The 18,657-nt window shown below is 47.4% G+C and carries 18 protein-coding genes; 7 read left to right on the plus strand and 11 right to left on the minus strand.

What is annotated here, in order from left to right:
• Nucleotides 1-58: 58 nt before the first annotated feature.
• On the minus strand, nucleotides 59-2,209 hold the full coding sequence (locus tag QP794_RS07720; RefSeq protein WP_285075682.1) for an alpha-glucuronidase family glycosyl hydrolase: 2,151 nt from the start codon (nucleotides 2,207-2,209) through the stop codon (nucleotides 59-61).
• A complete protein-coding gene (locus tag QP794_RS07725) occupies nucleotides 2,206-4,437 on the minus strand; it encodes a glycoside hydrolase family 52 protein (RefSeq protein ID WP_285075683.1) in 2,232 nt (743 codons plus the stop codon). Before QP794_RS07725 ends, QP794_RS07720 begins: the two co-directional genes overlap by 4 nt.
• Nucleotides 4,438-4,666: 229 nt before the next feature.
• Between QP794_RS07725 and QP794_RS07730 the strand changes: the two genes are divergently transcribed.
• A complete protein-coding gene (locus QP794_RS07730; RefSeq protein WP_285075684.1) occupies nucleotides 4,667-5,578 on the plus strand; it encodes a helix-turn-helix domain-containing protein in 912 nt (303 codons plus the stop codon).
• A 65-nt stretch (nucleotides 5,579-5,643) separates the two neighbouring features.
• Here QP794_RS07730 and QP794_RS07735 read toward each other — a convergent pair whose 3' ends face one another.
• The gene (locus tag QP794_RS07735) at nucleotides 5,644-7,035 is read right to left on the minus strand and encodes an aldehyde dehydrogenase (protein ID WP_285075782.1); all 1,392 of its coding nucleotides are present in this window, start codon (nucleotides 7,033-7,035) and stop codon (nucleotides 5,644-5,646) included.
• Between the two features lie 97 nt (nucleotides 7,036-7,132).
• On the minus strand, nucleotides 7,133-7,435 hold the full coding sequence (locus QP794_RS07740; RefSeq protein WP_285075685.1) for an ArsR/SmtB family transcription factor: 303 nt from the start codon (nucleotides 7,433-7,435) through the stop codon (nucleotides 7,133-7,135).
• 196 nt (nucleotides 7,436-7,631) lie between these two features.
• Here QP794_RS07740 and QP794_RS07745 point away from each other — a divergent pair, with 196 nt between their 5' ends.
• The 5 genes from QP794_RS07745 to QP794_RS07765 all read left to right on the plus strand — a co-directional run bounded on the left by QP794_RS07745 (nucleotide 7,632) and on the right by QP794_RS07765 (nucleotide 11,703).
• On the plus strand, nucleotides 7,632-8,363 hold the full coding sequence (locus QP794_RS07745; RefSeq protein ID WP_285075686.1) for a GntR family transcriptional regulator: 732 nt from the start codon (nucleotides 7,632-7,634) through the stop codon (nucleotides 8,361-8,363).
• Nucleotides 8,364-8,415: 52 nt separating this feature from the next.
• The gene (uxuA, locus tag QP794_RS07750) at nucleotides 8,416-9,483 is read left to right on the plus strand and encodes a mannonate dehydratase (RefSeq protein WP_285075687.1); all 1,068 of its coding nucleotides are present in this window, start codon (nucleotides 8,416-8,418) and stop codon (nucleotides 9,481-9,483) included.
• Nucleotides 9,480-10,343: an SDR family oxidoreductase gene (locus tag QP794_RS07755; protein ID WP_285075688.1), complete on the plus strand. Its 864-nt coding sequence runs from the start codon at nucleotides 9,480-9,482 to the stop codon at nucleotides 10,341-10,343. The genes uxuA and QP794_RS07755 overlap by 4 nt, the downstream gene beginning before the upstream one ends.
• Before the next feature lie 236 nt (nucleotides 10,344-10,579).
• A complete protein-coding gene (locus tag QP794_RS07760) occupies nucleotides 10,580-11,308 on the plus strand; it encodes a DUF421 domain-containing protein (RefSeq protein WP_285075689.1) in 729 nt (242 codons plus the stop codon).
• 23 nt (nucleotides 11,309-11,331) lie between these two features.
• Nucleotides 11,332-11,703, plus strand: coding sequence for a DUF4363 family protein (locus QP794_RS07765; RefSeq protein ID WP_285075690.1), 372 nt, complete (start codon nucleotides 11,332-11,334; stop codon nucleotides 11,701-11,703).
• 65 nt (nucleotides 11,704-11,768) lie between these two features.
• Here QP794_RS07765 and QP794_RS07770 read toward each other — a convergent pair whose 3' ends face one another.
• From QP794_RS07770 to QP794_RS07800, 7 genes are all read right to left on the minus strand, one after another.
• Nucleotides 11,769-12,476 (minus strand): M50 family metallopeptidase, encoded by a 708-nt coding sequence (locus QP794_RS07770; RefSeq protein WP_285075691.1) that lies wholly within the window; start codon nucleotides 12,474-12,476, stop codon nucleotides 11,769-11,771.
• Between the two features lie 47 nt (nucleotides 12,477-12,523).
• Nucleotides 12,524-13,000 carry a hypothetical protein gene (locus tag QP794_RS07775; RefSeq protein WP_285075692.1) on the minus strand — a complete coding sequence of 159 codons (477 nt, stop codon included), beginning with the start codon at nucleotides 12,998-13,000 and terminating at the stop codon, nucleotides 12,524-12,526.
• Between the two features lie 200 nt (nucleotides 13,001-13,200).
• Entirely contained in the window at nucleotides 13,201-14,268 is a 1,068-nt protein-coding gene (locus QP794_RS07780) for a metal ABC transporter substrate-binding protein (protein WP_285075693.1), read from the minus strand.
• Nucleotides 14,258-15,148: a metal ABC transporter permease gene (locus QP794_RS07785; protein WP_024631973.1), complete on the minus strand. Its 891-nt coding sequence runs from the start codon at nucleotides 15,146-15,148 to the stop codon at nucleotides 14,258-14,260. The genes QP794_RS07780 and QP794_RS07785 overlap by 11 nt, the downstream gene beginning before the upstream one ends.
• Nucleotides 15,094-15,801, minus strand: coding sequence for a metal ABC transporter ATP-binding protein (locus QP794_RS07790; RefSeq protein ID WP_024631974.1), 708 nt, complete (start codon nucleotides 15,799-15,801; stop codon nucleotides 15,094-15,096). Before QP794_RS07790 ends, QP794_RS07785 begins: the two co-directional genes overlap by 55 nt.
• A 49-nt stretch (nucleotides 15,802-15,850) precedes the next feature.
• Nucleotides 15,851-16,000, minus strand: coding sequence for a 50S ribosomal protein L33 (gene rpmG, locus QP794_RS07795; protein WP_024631975.1), 150 nt, complete (start codon nucleotides 15,998-16,000; stop codon nucleotides 15,851-15,853).
• A 74-nt stretch (nucleotides 16,001-16,074) separates the two neighbouring features.
• A complete protein-coding gene (locus QP794_RS07800; RefSeq protein ID WP_285075694.1) occupies nucleotides 16,075-17,274 on the minus strand; it encodes a GTP-binding protein in 1,200 nt (399 codons plus the stop codon).
• A gap of 270 nt (nucleotides 17,275-17,544) precedes the next feature.
• On the opposite strand from QP794_RS07800, the gene QP794_RS07805 reads away from it, so the two are divergent.
• Nucleotides 17,545-18,582 carry a permease gene (locus tag QP794_RS07805; RefSeq protein ID WP_285075695.1) on the plus strand — a complete coding sequence of 346 codons (1,038 nt, stop codon included), beginning with the start codon at nucleotides 17,545-17,547 and terminating at the stop codon, nucleotides 18,580-18,582.
• Nucleotides 18,583-18,657: the final 75 nt, after the last annotated feature.

Here is an 18,657-nt window from a genome sequence, read left to right on the forward strand (position 1 = left end):
CTGGCTCGTAGTTATCTTGTAAATGTTTAGTTCAGCTTATATCACTCTCGTATCCAGATTAATATATCGTTCTTCCTTGTTCATCTGCAATACCGCTTTTGCGATAGAAGTACGTATTGATCATATCTCTCCATTCCTTGGCATGCTCCGCCTGCCCAGCCTGTAACGTAGCTACCTTATCAAAAATAGTCGGATCAATCTTGCCTTCCAGCTGTCCCCATGTTTGTGCTAACACCGCTGCCTGCTCTGCTCCAGCAAAGTGTGTATCATAAATGTGCTGAATGACCGTTTTGCCAGAATGCAGGACATGGGTATACGGGACATGATGGAAAAATAACAATAGCTCGTCTGGACAGGAGGCTACGGATTCATATCTTTCGGCATTTTCCTGGTGGTATTGCGATGTATATCCCGTTCCACTGCTCACTGTCCGGTCCACGCCAATGCCGTCACAATCGGCAAAGTGATACGTTCCCCACTTGGAATATTCATAGCCATCCACATTCGGTCCATAATGATGCTCTGGATTAACCATCCAGCCTACACCGAGCGGAGCCGTATAATTTTCATAGATTTCCAACGAATTCAGAAGCATGCCAGAGATTAGACGAACGACCTCTTCGTCATGTCCAAACGTAAGTCTGACCCATTCTTCCGCGATCTCTTCCGATGACAGCTCCGGATTCCAGGCCAGTCTTCCATATCCATACAGATTCGCCTGAGCAAGCGGGTGTCCCGTCCAGCAAGCGTCTGCGCCGATATTGGAGACTGCGGCGAAGCCGCTATAAGGCCTGTTGTACAGAGAGCCGTCAGCAATACGTTTAATTTCAGAACCCGGCCCTTTGGCAAACGTATCAAAATTCAATACTTCTTTCCACTGTGGAATCAGATAACACAAATGCCGCTGCTGGCCCGTATACTCCTGCGTAATCTGGAATTCCAATACCTGATTCGTGTTCTCCATGGCCCCGAACAGCGGGGATACGGCCTCCCGAACCTGGAAGTCCATCGGTCCATTCTTGATCTGCAAAATGACATTTTCTGCAAAGCGCCCATCCAGTGGCTTAAAGTGGTCATATGCCGCCCGCGCGCGGTCCGTGGAACGGTCACGCCAGTCTTGCTTGCAGTTATAGACGAAGCAGCGCCAGATCACCAGTCCACCAAATGGACGAAGGGCCTCAGCCAGCATATTGGCTCCATCGGCATGATCCCGGTTATACGTAAATGGGCCAGGACGATTCTCCGAATCTGCTTTGATCAAATAGCCGCCAAAATCCGGGATTGCCGCATAGACCTTGGCTGTCTGAATGTTCCACCATTCACGGACCTGCTCATCCAGCGGGTCTGCCGTAAGCAATCCACCAATCTCTATCGGACTTGCGTAGTTGGCGCTCAGGAACATTCGGATGCCGTAGGCTCTGAATTCGGCAGCAACCTTTGCAACATCACCCAGGAAACGTTCCGTCAGGAACAGGCTCTCACGCTGGTGCACGTTAACGTTATTAATCGAAATAGCGTTAATACCTGTGGAAGCAAGCAATCTGGCATAATCCCGGATACGCCCAAGATCACGAGTGAATTCTCCATTTTCGTAGAAAATGGACTTCCCCGCATAACCACGTTCAATGCTGCCATCCACGTTATCCCACTGATTGATCATGCGTAATGCATTCACGGGCTGCTCCGCAATGTAGCTTAACCTTCCCGCAGCCGGTTTCGCATCGTTAGCGCTTTCTTGATCCAGGACAAGCTCTCTTAACAGATGAAAAGTACCATACAGCACACCTTGAGGGGTTTCAGAACCAATAAACAGTCTGCCCCGCTCCATATCTTCGCGGATCATATAGCCTTCCCCGTGTACAGCTGAGCGCTCCGTTTCGCTGAAGGCCTGAGCTACAGCTTTCGAGCCTGTCCATGTGCCAAGCCATATCCCTTGGGCCTCCTGATTGGCCAAATCCGGATCACCCACCTGGCTGGTAACTTCCTGACTAACTTTCGGCTTGATGCCAAAAAGCTTATCCAATCCCTGAGTCAGTTCAGTTATGGCTGTTGATATCATTTCCTGATCTTCCGCCGCCGACACGGTATGGGCCCAGACTGGAGCTGCCTTTCGGGCAGCTCCCTTCACTCCGGATTGACCTTGAAGATATCCAAGCCACGCATCATACTGCGGGCCAGAGATATTGGATTGAACGGTTGTGTTGCTCATTGTACAGCCTCCTTGCTGGCATAAATCTGCTCCAGACGATTACCTTTGCCTTCGAGCAGCCATAGAATTGATGTTACACCGCGCGGGTAATACTTGCTTCCGACCGCCACACCTGCCAAGATCTGGTCACTCCAGCACCAGTAGGATTCCTCTGGATGCAACAACCAGTTTACATGGGCAGCGTCAGCAGCCTTCCCTGTTTCATCCCATTCCACGTCGAGTAGTTCTCTTGTAATGAACTGGGACAGATATATTTTGCTAAGCCATGAGTTATTGCTCGTAGAGGACAGCTTCCAGCCTCCATCCTCAAATAGACAAGTACCAGGTACAAGAACTGTCTTAAGGTGGGTTCGAAGTGCTTGCAGGTAAGGTCCGAAACGGCCATTTACATCCAGCGCACCTTCACAGCCTGTAAAGTATGGGAAAACCAATCCTTCTATGGCCGGAATGATGCGGGAATCATTATTTTCAGCGATAACTGCCGGAATGTAACCACTGTCAGTTAACTGAGCTGCAATACTGGCTGCACAGCGATCTGCCTGACGTCCTGCGTGATGAGACAATTCAGCCAGTTTCTCCGCAGCAAACAGCTTCTCCAGTGCAACATAGACGGCCCAGCATTTGCCTGCCAGATAGATGTTATTCCGAGATTGTCCAAGCGATACATCCAAACTGTCATAGGTGGTAATTTCAGCTCCACCCTTGGTACGACTGCTATCCAGTCCCATCAGGCCATTGCGCTGTTGTTCATCCGGATGATCCCGGTTCAACATGCTTTCGAAGCAATCACGAATGACGGGAAGCATTTCTTTAACAAACTGCTGATCCTGTGTCTGTTCAATATATACAGTCGCACAGCAAAGCCAGTTCACAAGTTCCTCGTGGCTCATTTGGGAGAAGCAGTTATCGATGCCCACCAGTTCATAAGCCGAGTGTCCGGGACGCGAGAATACATTGGCTACGCCAATATCATGCGTGAACGTAATGCCGCCCGGGTATTCCTTTTCTTCGCCCGGGAAACGTACTTGATCCGTATAACTGTAACGCTTCACAAACCACTCCAGCTCATTACGCACCGTCCAAGGATTCAAAGCGAGCTCGAAATACAGCTGATCTGCGGTCAGATCCAGAGTATTCATCATCCGGTATTCGCCTTCATTTACGATCCAGAACGGTTCGCCGTCTGCATCCAGCAGCTGTGTACTTGCATAGTAGCTATGAATGGAATGGGCAAGCATAAATGACTGGTCCTCACTCAAAGCAGATACGCCAAGACGTTGTTCCACTTCAGCACAGGAAGCAGTCAACTCGCAAAAACGATCAAGCGCATATTGCCCAGCTTCCAGAATATCCGCAAAATAACGGGTATACCAGTAGGTCGTGTCCATACCCGAAGTAACGATCCCACCACGATAGAAACATACAGCGAATTGATACGTACGCTTCTCTCCGGCTGGAACGTCCATCATCAATGCAGCTGTTTCACCCAGACCGAAAGCCAGATTCTCACGATGTTTCTCCTGCAATATTTTCTCCAGCGTGAACCCGCGAGCAGGCCATAGTCCCTCATCCGCAGACAAAATTGCGGTTAGGCGCCCTTGTCCAACACCCGTTAACGCTCCACCCTCTGGTCCTCCGATGATACGCATCGCAGAGTAAGGATCATTCCCCTGATAGCCAAAATATGCTTTGCGCGATTGCTGCCCTTTCGAGTTATCAATCGTCATCTCGACCAGGACTGCAGGTACAAGCGCATCCATTAACGCATCACGATCGCCGCTGAGCGGTTCGGGTACAGGCCGCACAGGTGAATAAATACGGAAAGTCAGATCACCCGCCGTCCACGTATCTGTTCCCGAAGTGAATTCACGGGTGATATCCTCATCCCGAAACGCAGAAATCAGCGGACGAGACGTTTGAGCTGCAACTGCCGCTGGCGTGCTCGATTCACTTTGTAACGAGGCCGACGACGCCAGATCTGAATCCGAATTCTCTACTTTTTCAACATCGTACCGAACGCTCGCATCCTCAACGGCTTCGAAAAATGGTAAAGCTTCATAGTTTTCACTATCACGAGATTGTAAACCGATATATACATTCTGATCTGCTGGCTTGCCAAGCTCCAGGCCTAGTCCGCCTTTGGCTCCTTTGTATCCAAGCGTAAAGCTGGCAAAAGCCCCGATCGGTGAGTGATGGGCATTATAAAAGATGGATTTGGAAGTGCTCATGAACGATGACCCCTCTCAAAATGGTTTGCATACGTTTTCATTAGCCCCATCCTACCACGGGCATTCCACCATAGACCATGGTCAAATCAATCGGATATTTACCCAAATCAAGCTAATAGATTATAATACAATAAAGCGGTTACATCTGTTTCGATTCATATCTCCATCATTCCGTTCAGAAGCAACTTATAGATTCCACTATAATATATAATGATTGAGGGGGCCTTCCATGTCTTCCACCTATTTGCCTCCCGCTTTGGGAGAAAGTGTGCATGAGGTATTTTACCCGGATGTACAAACAACGGTGAATCTGTTCGCCATTCATTTGCGAAGTGTCGGGGCGAATTGGGATTATCCGGCGCATGAACATCCGCAATATGAGCTGAACTATGTAACGGAAGGCGAACAACACATGACTGTGAATGGCAAGCTGTATATTCAAAAGGCTGGAGAATTGCTCCTGATTCCTCCAGGAAGCATTCATTCCAGCCTGAGCCATAATGGCAAGGGTTTTACGTATTTTTGCATGCATTTTGATATAGATGACCAGTTATTTCTCTCCTTGCTTGCACGAATCAAGCAGGTTTTGTTCGATGCAGATAGTCCGGTTACCCGCCAGATCGAGCCTGTACTTCGCAAATTAATGTCTTCTGCTGACAATCGGGCAGCGAGTACGATGGTACAACGCATGCAGCTGCAATCGGCGGTATTTGAACTGTTTGGACATTTATGGGAAGCGGTCTCTCAGGAAGCCGCTCAATTGTTCACGGACGGATATGAGAAAATCGAGCTGGCTCACCAGATTCGTAATCGGCTGCAAGGGCTGGTAAGTCAACAATTCAAGCAAGGACGTGAGTCCGACAGCCATTATGGCATTGATGATATTGCAGCAGAGCTGGGCATCAGTTCCTCCCATTGTAACCGTGTATTTCGACAGGTGTATGGTCAATCTCCGCGCGTATATTTATCTGAAATGGTTCTGCATGAAGCCAAAGTTCTGCTGGGTAACCCCAAGCTGTCGGTTCAGAACATTGCTACCATGCTTGGTTATAAAGATATTGCCCATTTCAGCCGTCAATTCAAGCGCTGGTCGGGTGTTTCCCCAACATGCTACAGACAGGAGCAGCCTGCTCCCGAATGAGTATTATTCATCCAACATTAGTCCAGTCCAGAACTTAATTGCTATATGGTTAAACGTCGGTTCTTTTATTTTAACAGACGTTTAATCGTCTTCAGTTTGTTATCATACGGCGGATATAAAATTGAGAAGTTTAATCTGGTGCTCTTTTTAAGCACACTTTTCATATGAGAGAAGGCCTCCAGACTATACCGTCCATGATAAGCGCCCAAACCTGAATGTCCCACGCCTCCAAACGGCAGCCTTGGATTGGCTACATGCGTAATCGTATCGTTAATGCAGCCGCCCCCAAAAGAAACCTCTCGCATCACTTGATCCTGTAACTGTGTATCCGATGTAAAGAGGTAGAGCGCCAGCGGTTTGGGTCGCTTTACAATACCTGCAATCGCCTCACCAATATGGGTATAACTGATAATCGGCAGAATCGGACCAAAAATCTCGTCCTCCATCGAGGCGGCTTCCCACGATTCGGCATCAATAAAGGTCGGTTCTATAAAACGATCTTCCTCATCGGATTGACCGCCATAAATGACATGAGCCTGATCGCGTTCAATAAGGGTCGTGAGACGTTTGAAATGGGCCTTGTTGACGATTCGCCCATAGTCTCTGTTGTGCTGGATATCTGTACCAAAGAACGACTCTACCGCTGCTTTCATTTCGGCAATCAATGGAACTTTCACCTGTTCATGTACAAGCAGATAATCTGGTGCGATGCAGGTCTGACCGGTATTGAGCAGCTTTCCCCATATAATGCGCTGTGCAGCGACGTTTAGATCGGCATGCTTATCCACAATAACCGGACTTTTACCGCCAAGCTCCAGCGTAACTGGAACGAGATTTTTGGCAGCAGCCTCCATGACGATTTTGCCCACCGGGACACTTCCTGTAAAAAAAATATAGTCAAATGGGGCGTTAATAAGTGCCGTGGTGGTGTCTTTCGCTCCTTCAACCACGTGGACATAATTTGGTTCGAAGATGGAGGTTATCATCTCACGAATAACGGCGGAGACGGCTGGTGTGTTTTCAGATGCTTTGAGAACTGCCGTATTGCCTGCTGCCAACGCGCCAACCAGAGGTTCAATTAACAGCTGGAATGGATAGTTAAAGGGCCCAATAATCAAGACCGCACCATAAGGCTCAGGAATGATATAGCTTTTGGAACCGATCAGCGCGAGTTGAGTTTTAACCTTGACCGGTTTGACCCATTTCTTCACTTGCCGAATGGTATGCGAAATGCTATCCAGCATAAATCCGATCTCCGTTGTATACGATTCGAACTCACTCTTGCCCAAATCCTGATAGAGCGCCTCGGTAAGACGGGACTCATACTTTTGAATCGCCTGTTTCAATCGGGTTAAATGTGCAATGCGAGCCTCAGCGGAACGAGTAGCCCCTGTTCTAAAAAATTGCCGCTGCTGCTGTAAAATTTCTTCCACTTCAGGTTCGCTTAATTCCTGTATTGTACTCACGTAATCCAACTCCTCTATGAGTTAATGATGATCCGTTTAAACAAACGAACGAATCGCCTACATGCATGGGCATGTTAGCTGCTCTTGTCTATAAGCACTCCTCTTCCATCGCGGCCACCAGTTCCTTCAAAAGTTCCACCGAGGACTTTAACGAAGCAGAATAATATCGCTGTGTTCCCTTCTGCTCCACGGAGATAAGTCCTTTTTCAAGCAACAGCTTGAGATGATGGGATATTGCAGGCCGGGACAGGCTGAATTGTTCTGTAATTTCATTCACCGTCATGCTGCCCTTCTCGCTGAGCGCAAGTAAAATGGCCTGACGATGGTTGTCACTTAGTACCTGGAATAAGGGGATGCAGTTTTGAAAGATGGATAATGCTTTTTGTCCCATGGTTTCACCTCTAATAAGTTTCTAAAGATATTGTCTGTAGCGTCTATTCGTTTAAACATTTAAACCTAATGGCTATATTTTACTCCTCAAACCTGTGAAGAACAAGCTATGCCCGATAAATTATATATAAGTTAGATAAAAGCGCTTCCATACTACCATACAAGTATGGTAGTATGTCTTTGAAGGAGTTGAAGTTATGGAATATCCCCCTAGGTCTTCATCCAAAGCCGATTTATTATCATCCTTAATAAGCCCATCTTCGCTGAACAAACAGGCATTCTCTTCACGTGAGGCTGTCTACACGACGTTGAAGCAGTTGATATTGAGTTTGAAGCTGCCTCCCGGTACTGCTATCTCGGAAAAAGAGATCTCGCTCGAGTTCAATGTGAGTCGGACCCCTGTTCGAGAAAGCTTTGTCCGATTAGCACAGGAAGGTCTGCTGGAAATATATCCGCAGCGGGGTACCTATGTATCTCTGATTCAAGTGGATCTCGTGGAGGAAGCCCGATTCATGCGTGAACAGCTTGAGCGTGCCGTCATACGGCTAGCCTGTGTGCAATTTCCAGATGAATATATGAAAAAAATGGAGCAGAACCTTGAACATCAGCAGGAATGTATACTTGAACCGGATGATGAACGAATGTTCGGATTGGATGAGGAATTCCATAGCACTCTCTTTGCAGGCTGCAACAAAAAAAACACCTGGTCCGTGATCCAGCATATGAATGTGCATCTGAACCGGAGCCGAATGCTCCGCCTGTCTTCAGATCATCATTGGGATCACCTGCTTGAGCAGCATCGATCCATGGTTCAGGCGATACAACAGCATGATGCTCAAACGGCGGAGCACATTATGCAGGAACATCTGCACTTAACCGTCACAGATCTGGCTGTCCTGCGGCATACATACCCTTCCTATTTTCAATGATGATGGATGGATCTGTTCTGTTCTTTAAACTAATCTTGATGAGGTGAATGTGATGAGAATGGTTTTTCGCTGGTTTGGTGAAGGCAATGATACCGTAACGCTTGATCATATCCGGCAGATTCCCGGTGTCGAAGGCATTGTATGGGCACTGCACGATGTTCCGGCAGGTGAGGAATGGCCCCTGGACAAAATTCTGGCCGTCAAAGCTGCAGCGGACAAGGCCGGGTTACATCTGGATGTTGTTGAGAGTGTTAACATTCATGAAGACATCAAACTCGGTCTGCCTACACGTGATGAATATATTGAGAATTATAAAAAAACGATGGAAAAACTCGCCCAGGTAGGCGTTAAAGTCATCTGTTACAACTTCATGCCGATCTTCGATTGGCTGCGTACCGATATGCATAAGGAGATGGAAGATGGCTCTACAGCCCTCTTCTACGAGCACAAGAAACTCGCAGATATTGAGCCTCTTGAACTGGTGCGCCGGATTACCGAGAATTCAGCATTAACCATGCCTGGCTGGGAACCGGAACGATTGCAGTATTTAACAGGTCTGTTCGAAGCATATAAGGATGTAACAGAGGATCATATGTGGGAACACGCCCGTTATTTCCTGCAGGAGATCATTCCAACCGCTGAACGACTAGGTATTCGAATGGCTATTCATCCGGATGATCCGCCATGGCCGATCTTTGGTCTGCCCAAGATTATTACGAGCCAAGACAATATTCGCCGATATCTGAACCTGTATGATAGCCCTTATAACAGTGTAACTCTGTGCAGCGGCTCGCTTGGAGCCAATCTGAATAATGATATTATCGGCATGATTCACGAATTCAAGGATCGTATCCCTTTTGCCCATATCCGTAATGTCAAAATCTACGATAACGGCGACTTTATCGAGACCTCTCATCGCAGTCAGGACGGAAATGTCGATATTGCAGGTGTTGTGGAGGCCTATCACGATACTGGATTCGAAGGTTATGCACGACCGGACCACGGACGTCATCTCTGGGGAGAACAATGCAGACCGGGATATGGACTCTATGATCGGGCTCTGGGAATTATGTATCTGTGGGGCGTCTGGGATTCCCTGCAAAGGAGGTCAAAAGCATGAATGACTTTGTCAAAGAAAAATCAACCCGACTGGAAGGCAGAACAGCCGTAATTACTGGCGGAGCAGGTGTTTTGTGCCGCTCTATGGCTGAAGAGCTCGCACGGCATGGCGCAAGTGTAGCTATTCTGAACCGGACTGTATCCAAAGGGGAAGAAGTCGTTGCGGCAATTGAGGCTCAAGGCGGAAAGGCGATTGCTGTAGCTTGTGATGTAACCCAGGCCGATAGCGTTATAGCGGCAGCAGCCATTGTTCTGGAGAAGCTGGGCCCTTGTGATATCCTTATTAACGGAGCAGGTGGCAACCATGCCAGCGCCAATACCACAAATGAAATTTTCAAACAGGAAGATTTGGAGCAGCCCGATATCACTACTTTTTTTGATGTAAGTGTAGAGGGATTCCGTCAGGTGATGGATCTGAATTTTGTCGGGTCGCTCATCCCTACCCAGATTTTCGCAAGACAAATGATTGAACGTGATGTTCCAGCTACTGTCATTAATATTTCGTCGATGAGTGCCCCTTCGCCCATGACCAAAGTTCCTGCGTACAGTGCAGCCAAAGCCGCGATTAACAATTTCACGCAATGGCTTGCCGTACATTTGGCAGAATCGGGAATCCGGGTAAACGCCATTGCACCAGGGTTCTTCCTGACGGAACAAAATCGTAATCTGCTGCTGAAGCCGGATGGCTCCCCGACCGAACGTTCAAGCAAAATCATTGCGCACACGCCCATGCGACGCTTCGGTAAACCGGAAGATCTCTTGGGCACGCTGATGTGGCTGGCTGATGAACGGCAGTCCGGATTTGTTACAGGCACTGTTATTCCTGTGGATGGCGGCTTTATGGCCTACTCGGGTGTATGACCTCTATTCTATTTTACTTTTACATGAATTGACTGAATTGAAGATATGTATTGAATTAACCGAAGCCTGAAGCACGTATCCAGGTTTCGGTTTTTTTGCGTTGAAGAATAAGATGATCCAGCCTAGGAAAAGCTTGTTATAGTCCACAAATATGCTGGTGGAGCAAGAGCTAAATATTGGCTCCAAGCATTAACGTTTTCAATTTGTAAGATGAAGCGAAGGAAGGTGATACATACATGATGGAGGAAACATGGGTTGTTGCTGTGCGATCTATTATCGCCTTTCTGACCCTGATCATCTATACCAGGGTACTGGGCAAACAGCAAATGGGTAACTTGACGTATTTTGATTACATTAATGGTATTACGATTGGTTCCCTCGCAGGTACATTTGCGACCGATCTATCTTCCAAGGCATGGATTCATTTTGTGGCCTTGACCATTTTCACTATTATCACGATTATCTTTCAGTATATTACGCTGAAAAATCGTACCATCTCCAAGCTGATGGACTCCGACCCGACCCTGATTATCCAGAACGGTAAAATCCTTGAACAGAATTTGCATAAAATGCGTGTGAAATTCGACGAATTGACCATGATGCTGCGGCAAAAGGATGTATTTGACATCACCACACTGGATTATGCCATTCTGGAGCCGGACGGCAGCCTCTCTGTTGTTTTAAAACCTGAGAATCAACCGGTAACCGCGAAGGACATGCATATGCATCCTGCCAAGAGCAAGCTGATGACCGAGATAATCATTGATGGCGTGCTGATTAAGCAAAATCTGGCCGAGCGAAACAAGGACACGAATTGGCTCAGCGAGCAGCTGAAGAAGCAAAAAGTGACGATACAGGATATTGCTTTTGCCGCCATATTGCCTAACGATAAATTGTATATTGATTTGTTTAAGGATAAGATCACCGATAAAACTGATATGGGAGATTACGAAGGGCCTTTCTAAATTTACATGAAGGAGGCGATTGAATGAAAACGCGTTTCTGGTTGCTGTATGTGCTTCCGATATGCCTGTTACTTGTGTTCGTCGCGATCATGGCTACGGGAGCTATGCTCAAAAAGCCCTTTGGCGCTGATGATCGCTTGCTTGAATCTATACAAAAATTGGAGAAACAAGTTGAGGCCAAAAAATGGACTGAAGCCAAGTCTCAAATCGATTACGCGATGAAAGCCTGGGACAAAATCGTCAATCGTATTCAGTTCAGTGTGGAGCGAGAGACGATTTACGATATTCTGGGTACCCTTGCCCGGATAAGGGGCGGTATTGCCGCTCAAGATGATAAGGCGATCATAGAAGAAATTTATTTCTTTTATGTGCTTTGGGAAAATCTTGGAGATTGATTGACCTAAAGACAAGCAAAAAGGCACTTTCCTTTAACAATAAAGGAGGTGCCTTCTCTGTTTTTCTAAACGTTACGTCCGCGTAATCTACGAGATGTTGACGGCCTTGCCATGCTTTCTTTTCGGAAAAAGAGCGTAAGTGCTCCCTTCGCACACCACAGTGCAAACAGTGCAAATAACGTTCCCCAGAACAGCGCTGGGAGGAATGTCTGCTGAGCCAGATTCGCCGCGTCCCCCGCCCGCGAAGGTTGTGTCCAGGACATCAGCCCAACGTAGATGGCACTAACTACCGACTCTTCCAGTGTAAGAAAAGCCAGTAGCAAATAATAGAATTTCGCGATTCTGGCGCCAAAAATCATGATCACAATATTCAGGGCACTAAAGCCTGTAAGCCAGAGCATGCCGAATTCTCCCCTTACATAGAAGAGAAGCGACACCAGAGCTACACCTGTCATAATGCCAAGCCCCCACATATGCCGTCCTTTTCGGTATAGATAGAATAGCAACCAAGCAAAGAGGGATGCAGTAACATAGCCCGCCAAGGAAACCAAAATGGATCTGCCTGGTGTCAGCATGGATGAGTACGTAACGCCGCTGTGATCAGCATATAATTCAATGCGCAATACTTTCCCGGATAACACCAATGTCATCAGCGCATGGCCAAATTCGTGAATCATCGTATCCAGGTTACGGAACAATGAAGAAAACGGGATAAAGCGGGTCAGTATCGCTGAACCCATCAGAAACAGTATGGTTTTGAGCCATTTATTCAATCCGGTCCTACCTCCCTTGCCTCCGAGTAAAACTGCCTATCACTATATTACGTGGCTACGCTGTGTTCGTTTAGATCCATAAAATGTGCGGCGCAATATTGCATCCACCAGCAGAAACTCCGGTTATGTCCGATGAAAAAAGAAGACAGATCATAACGCCCCGTTCCTGTCTCCAGTGTAACCAGCAATCTGTTGCGCATCTGCGTCAGAGCATAAGTCACAAATCGATCGGCTACCTCATTTTGTACAAGTGTAACATAGGCATAAAGAGAATGATCCACCGGTTCATCGAGAGGGCTTACACCAGCGCAAGAAAACTCGGTACGTACGCCTGCTCTGTGAAGCAAAGTCAAGGCATCGACCAGCTCAGCATCCACTTCAACATCATTCCAAATCTCCGTTCTCTTCGCTGCCATCGTCTGCTTCTCGCGTTCCGTCCACTGCATTAACTCCTGTTTGCGTCTTCTCCATAGATGGGCAGGCTGTTGACTTAACAGCACTTCTTGTTCTTCAGGTAAATCCATTACATTTCCTCCCGTTCCCCGCATAATCTCCGTCACCTTGAACAACGAAAAGAGCACATCCCTGTGCTCTCTGCGTGGCAAAAGGCAAAGGAATGGCTGTGCCATTCCTCAGCATGTTGTATTATTGTACCTTTTTCGATGACTGGCATCAAATGGACTATCTTTTTCGTGAATTCAGCTTGTTACTGAAGCATAAAGTGCTATTCATTCAGGGCCAGTTTCAGCGCCTCCAAATTCTGCCGCATTACACCGATGTAGTCCATTCCTGCCGCGATTTCCTCTTCCGACAAACTTTCGATCGGGTTCAATACGGCCGTTTTGGCTCCTACTTCATTGGCGATGGTCTCTGACACTTTGGATGAAACCAACGTTTCGAAGAAGATCGTCTTCACCTGATGCTCCTTGGCAAAATCAATAACGGCAGCCATTTGCGCTGCGGAAGGCTCTTGTTCTGGAGACAGCCCGGCAATCGGTACTTGCTGCAGACCATATTCCTGTGCAAGATAGGCGAATGCAGCATGCTGTGTGATGAAATCTTTACGTTTGCTGTCTGTTACAGCCGCTTTGAAATCCTGATCCAGTGCTTCCAGTTTGGCAACGTAAGTGTCGGCATTTTGCTTAAATTGCTCAGCATGTTCCGGTGCAGCCTTTGCCAATCCAGCCTCGATATTACGTACTTCCTTCACGGCAAGTGCAGGTGACAGCCACACGTGGGGATCAAGTCCGCCGTGATCGTGGTCATGTGTATGTGCCTCTTCTGCTTCAGCGTCATGATCATGCTCCTCTGTCGTGGCGTCATCCGCATGATCGTGGGTGTCTGTTGTGTCAGCATGTTCATGCTCATCTTCTTCTGAGCCTTCCAGCAGATCAATTCCATGGCTCGCTTCCACTTGAATCAGTTTGGCATTGGCGAGACTGTCTGTAACTTGATCGATCCAGGATTCCATACCCGCCCCATTATAGACAAGTACATCCGCTTTCTCGATACTTGCAATATCCTGTGGTGTCGGCTCCCAGTCATGCGGCTCGGTACCTGCAGGAACGAGTGTATGAACATTAGCCAGATCGCCTGCCACATTTTTGGTGAATTCGTACATTGGATAAAAGCTGACTTCAACATTTAGTTTGGCCTCTTCGGTCTCCGCCGAAGCTGGCGTGTTAGCCGAGTTGGTACTGGAATCGGAAGCAGACTGGTTTTGTCCACAACCGGAGACGATGAGTGTAAGGCTGAATAACAGTGCGAGTGCTGATCTTTTATTAAATTTCATGTCGTGTATTCTCCCTTGAATGTATGAATAGCGTTGCGCGTTGTTGTTTTCTCGCTTTGCGATGGCGTTTACGGTTATATCTTGCAATCAGCTTTTGAGCTGATATTCCAATCAATAGAAAGACCAGCAGGATGAGAGCAATGGTTCCTCCCGGTGGTGTGTTTAAATGGTAAGAGGTGGTCAGTCCACTAAAAATACCGATTAAACCGGTAACGACGGCGATAACTATCGCTGCTGCAAAACTGCGTGACAATCTCAGTGCGAGGGCAGCAGGAAGCACGATTAATGCAGACACGAGCAACACGCCGACAATCGGCATGGCTGAAGCAACGGTCATTCCTGTCAGAACGGCAAATGCAAATGATAAACCTTTAACCTGAATACCTCCGATGGAAGCTGTCTCTTCATCAAACGTGAAATTGTACAATGGTCTTCTGAGCACGATGAAAAAAATCAGACCGATAACACACACAGCTGCCATAATCCACAACTGCATATCACTAACTGCAACGATGGAACCGAACAGATAAGAGCTAAATGTCTTGGAGAGACTCGTTTTCAGACTCATGAGTACCACAGCAAGGGCAAGCCCGGATGTCATAATGATCGCTACAGGGACCTCGCTATACGTCAGGTAATTTCTTCGGAGTTGTTCCACCAGCAATGCACCGATAATCGCAATCGCAAATCCACAGATTACCGGATCCAGGTTCATCACGGAACCCAGGGCAACTCCAGCCAATGAAACATGGGATAACGTATCCGCCATCAGCACCTGGCGTCGAAGCATCAGGTATACTCCCAGAATCGGAGCAATGACTCCAATCAGTCCGCCTGCCCAGAAGGCACGCTGCATGAATTCGTACTCAAACACTGCCATTCCTCACTTTCTTGCCGTTCCAGGGTAATGGTCCGGTCCAATCGGTCGCCCATTTCTTCCAGTCCGTGGGTTACCATAATAATGGTCAGCCCATGGACATCAGCATAATGGCGCATCAGATCATAGAACCCTTCACGGCTGCGTCGGTCCATCCCCGTAGTCGGCTCATCCAGCACGAGTACCTGGGGCTCGCCTGCCAAGGCTCTGGCAATGCAGATCCGCTGCTTTTGTCCACCCGACAGTTCACCAACTCGTGCGTTGCGGTATTCCCACATGCCAACTTCCCGCAAGCTGCGTTCCACAACAGCTTCCTGCTCGGAAGTGAATCTGCGGAACAAGCCGAGCTTACGGTAACATCCGGATCGCACCAGTTCGATCACCGTACTGGGAAATCCACTATTGAACGATGCGACCTGTTGGGGTACATACCCGATGTTCAGCTTACTGCCACGTACGGACTGTGCATCCATATGTACCGTGCCGCTCCAGGGCTGTAACAGCCCCAGCAGCAATTTCAGGATAGTTGTTTTCGCAGAACCATTGGGTCCTGTAATGCCCACGAACTCCCCAACATGGATATCCAGCGACAGTTGGTCAATGACAGGCTCTTTGCCGTATCCGAATACCACATCACGCATGGAAGATAAAATCATGGTTTTTCCTCTTTTCGTAAATATTACGATGTAAAAACGACAAAAAAATTTATCTTGTTTCCCGGTGAATCGTCATCTTCTTCAATCGTGGTGAATACTTCTTCAATTCGATCCGTTCTGGATGGTTACGCTTGTTCTTGGTTGTTGTATAGTTGCGATCTCCGCACTCGGTGCAGGCTAAAGTTACAATGACTCTCATGGATATGGCCTCCTTCTATTTATCTAATCGTAATGATTACTGTTTAATGATATTAGCCCATGCTTTTTCTTTTGTCAACTCCATGCTGGAAATGGATCTTTCAATTCTCGCCAATTCATCAGCATTTCTTTTTCTGTAAGAAGTGTCTCATCCAGCGTTCGTTCGATCTCCGCGCGGTCCATGTCTATCCCGATGAACACCAGTTTCGTTACCCGATCTCCCCACTGCTCATCCCAATCCGGAATAGGTGGAAGTGTATCACCAAAATGCATTTGTCGTTCTTCCTCACTCATCGCACCCACCCATAATCCGGCAGGCCCCAACTGCTTGGATGTTCCTGCGTGACTAAAAGACACCGCCATATGATTACGTGTTGCCAGCCACATTAAGCCTTTGGAACGTACGATACTTTCAGGCCACTTCGCAATCCAGCGCAGCAAACGTTCCGGATGAAACGGTCGTTTCCGGTGGTACACAAACGAGTGAATGCCATATTCCTCTGTCTCGGGTGTGTGTTCTTCTTTCATTAATTCGCGGATCCAGCCCGCAGACTGGCTTGCTTTTTCAAAATCAAATCGTCCGGTATTCAATATCTCTCTGGGGTCAATCTGTCCATGGGTTGTACGAATAAGTCGGGCCTCCGGCTGCATCGCATGTAATGCTTTCTCTAGCTTGATCAGCTCGTCTTCCGATACCAGGTCACACTTGTTCAAAATCAGCACATCACAGAATTCAACCTGATCCGTCAGCAGATGAACGATTCCCCGTACATCGTCCTCTCCGGCTTCCTGCCCCCGATCCCTTAACGTTTCTTTGGAATAGAAATCGCGCCAGAACTGGGCAGCGTCCACTACCGTTACCATCGTATCGAGCCGCGTAAATTCCGTTAAATCAATCCCCAGTTCTTCGTCAATGTACGTAAATGTCTGGGCAACGGGCACAGGCTCCCCAATGCCTGTAGATTCAATCAGTATGTAATCAAAAGAACCGTCCAGCGCAAGCCGCTCTACCTCTTTCAGCAAATCCTCACGCAGCGTGCAGCAGATGCAGCCATTGGACATCTCCACCAGCTTCTCATCAATGCGTGACAATCCACCGCCATCCCGGATCAAGCCAGCGTCAATATTAACTTCACTGAGGTCATTTACAATTACAGCAACTCGCATGCCCTCCCGATTATGGAGTACATGATTAAGCAATGTCGTTTTGCCTGCACCCAGATATCCACTTAATACGGTCACCGGAACTCGGGGTTGTACCTGTTGTTCTGTCATTTCAATGACTCCCTTCTATTTATCCTCCCAAAACGAATGACGGAATGCTATGTAGCTTCCACTCGACAATAGGCTGAATGTAACAATTGATTAATCGTAATCATTACGATTAATAATCCAAACTATACCTGAACCTTGTTTCTTTTGTCAACATGTTGGCATCCTCAGAAGTCTAAATCGTAAAAATGTTGATTAATTAAAGTGAACGAGTATGATGCGGACGGTACAAGCATATATTTTACCAAAGTCCCGGTTCTGGAGGTCTATCCCATGAAATTGGCAGCTAATCTAAAGCTCCTGTCATTCCTTATACCCTGTGCATTTCTTGTTCCCGTATTGATTACGATGGCTCCCGATCTGCAAGAGGCATGGAACAGTGAAGCCTTGCAAAATATGAAAACCATATTCATAAGTATTTTTCTCGAAGCGGCTCCATTTCTGCTCATCGGAGTGTTGTTATCTTCATTTATGCAATGGTTTGTATCTGAAGAAATGGTGAGAAGACTAACTCCCAAAAACCCCATTGGTGGTGTTCTGGTAGCGGGTCTTCTGGGTATTATCTTTCCCATCTGTGAATGCGGCATGATTCCGGTTGTCCGCCGATTAATGAACAAAGGCATGCCCGCCTACATCGCGGTCACGTTTATTCTAAGTGGTCCTGTCGTAAATCCAATTGTATTTACCGCAACCTTGCTTGCATTTCCGTCCCACCCGGAAATTGTGATTGCCCGTATGTTGCTTTCTTTTGCCGTAGCTGCCTGTATAGGGATGCTGACGTATATGTTCGTTCATCAAAATCCTTTGAACATGTCTAAACGACATGGATCAGCGAATGTGCATACTCATTCCGGATTTAAAATGGCAAAGCTTCATTCACATTCAGCCGATCATGATCACGTGCATGACAAAAACTGGCGCAGCTTTTTCATCCATGCCGGTGACGAATTTGTCGATATGAGCAAATACTTGGTGATTGGGGCACTCATTACAGCCTGCATCCAGACTTTTATCAGCCGCAGTGATCTCATCTCTCTGGGTAACGGGCCTGTTGCCTCTTATGCATTCATGATGGGCTTTGCGTATGTATTGTCTCTCTGCTCGACATCCGATGCTTTCGTAGCCTCTGCCTTCTCTCACACGTTTGCGTTAGGGCCGCTGTTATCCTTTCTCGTCCTCGGTCCAATGCTTGATTTTAAAAGCACACTGATGCTGCTCTCCACCTTCCGCACCCGGTTCGTTATTGGCTTGAGCCTGGCCATTATTATATTGGTTTTCGCCGGGTCGTGGTTGATTAACCTTTTGGCATGAGCATTTAAGAGTATGTTTAATCCCGCTTATCCGAGAAAGCAATTGCGAAGTCACGATCTGATCAAAAGAGGTGAT

This window comes from Paenibacillus sp. UMB7766-LJ446, from assembly GCF_030226665.1.
Lineage (GTDB): Bacteria > Bacillota > Bacilli > Paenibacillales > Paenibacillaceae > Paenibacillus > Paenibacillus vandeheii.

Coding starts and splice junctions, on each gene's coding strand:
- QP794_RS07745 (WP_285075686.1), top strand. CDS start 7,632: ATGGAATATCCCCCTAGGTCTTCATCCAAAGCCGATTTATTATCATCC.
- QP794_RS07755 (WP_285075688.1), top strand. CDS start 9,480: ATGAATGACTTTGTCAAAGAAAAATCAACCCGACTGGAAGGCAGAACA.
- rpmG (WP_024631975.1), bottom strand. CDS start 16,000: ATGAGAGTCATTGTAACTTTAGCCTGCACCGAGTGCGGAGATCGCAAC.
- QP794_RS07720 (WP_285075682.1), bottom strand. CDS start 2,209: ATGAGCAACACAACCGTTCAATCCAATATCTCTGGCCCGCAGTATGAT.
- QP794_RS07760 (WP_285075689.1), top strand. CDS start 10,580: ATGATGGAGGAAACATGGGTTGTTGCTGTGCGATCTATTATCGCCTTT.
- QP794_RS07730 (WP_285075684.1), top strand. CDS start 4,667: ATGTCTTCCACCTATTTGCCTCCCGCTTTGGGAGAAAGTGTGCATGAG.
- QP794_RS07765 (WP_285075690.1), top strand. CDS start 11,332: ATGAAAACGCGTTTCTGGTTGCTGTATGTGCTTCCGATATGCCTGTTA.
- QP794_RS07805 (WP_285075695.1), top strand. CDS start 17,545: ATGAAATTGGCAGCTAATCTAAAGCTCCTGTCATTCCTTATACCCTGT.
- QP794_RS07785 (WP_024631973.1), bottom strand. CDS start 15,148: ATGGCAGTGTTTGAGTACGAATTCATGCAGCGTGCCTTCTGGGCAGGC.
- QP794_RS07775 (WP_285075692.1), bottom strand. CDS start 13,000: ATGGATTTACCTGAAGAACAAGAAGTGCTGTTAAGTCAACAGCCTGCC.
- QP794_RS07800 (WP_285075694.1), bottom strand. CDS start 17,274: ATGACAGAACAACAGGTACAACCCCGAGTTCCGGTGACCGTATTAAGT.
- QP794_RS07790 (WP_024631974.1), bottom strand. CDS start 15,801: ATGATTTTATCTTCCATGCGTGATGTGGTATTCGGATACGGCAAAGAG.
- QP794_RS07740 (WP_285075685.1), bottom strand. CDS start 7,435: ATGGGACAAAAAGCATTATCCATCTTTCAAAACTGCATCCCCTTATTC.
- QP794_RS07780 (WP_285075693.1), bottom strand. CDS start 14,268: ATGAAATTTAATAAAAGATCAGCACTCGCACTGTTATTCAGCCTTACA.
- uxuA (WP_285075687.1), top strand. CDS start 8,416: ATGAGAATGGTTTTTCGCTGGTTTGGTGAAGGCAATGATACCGTAACG.
- QP794_RS07725 (WP_285075683.1), bottom strand. CDS start 4,437: ATGAGCACTTCCAAATCCATCTTTTATAATGCCCATCACTCACCGATC.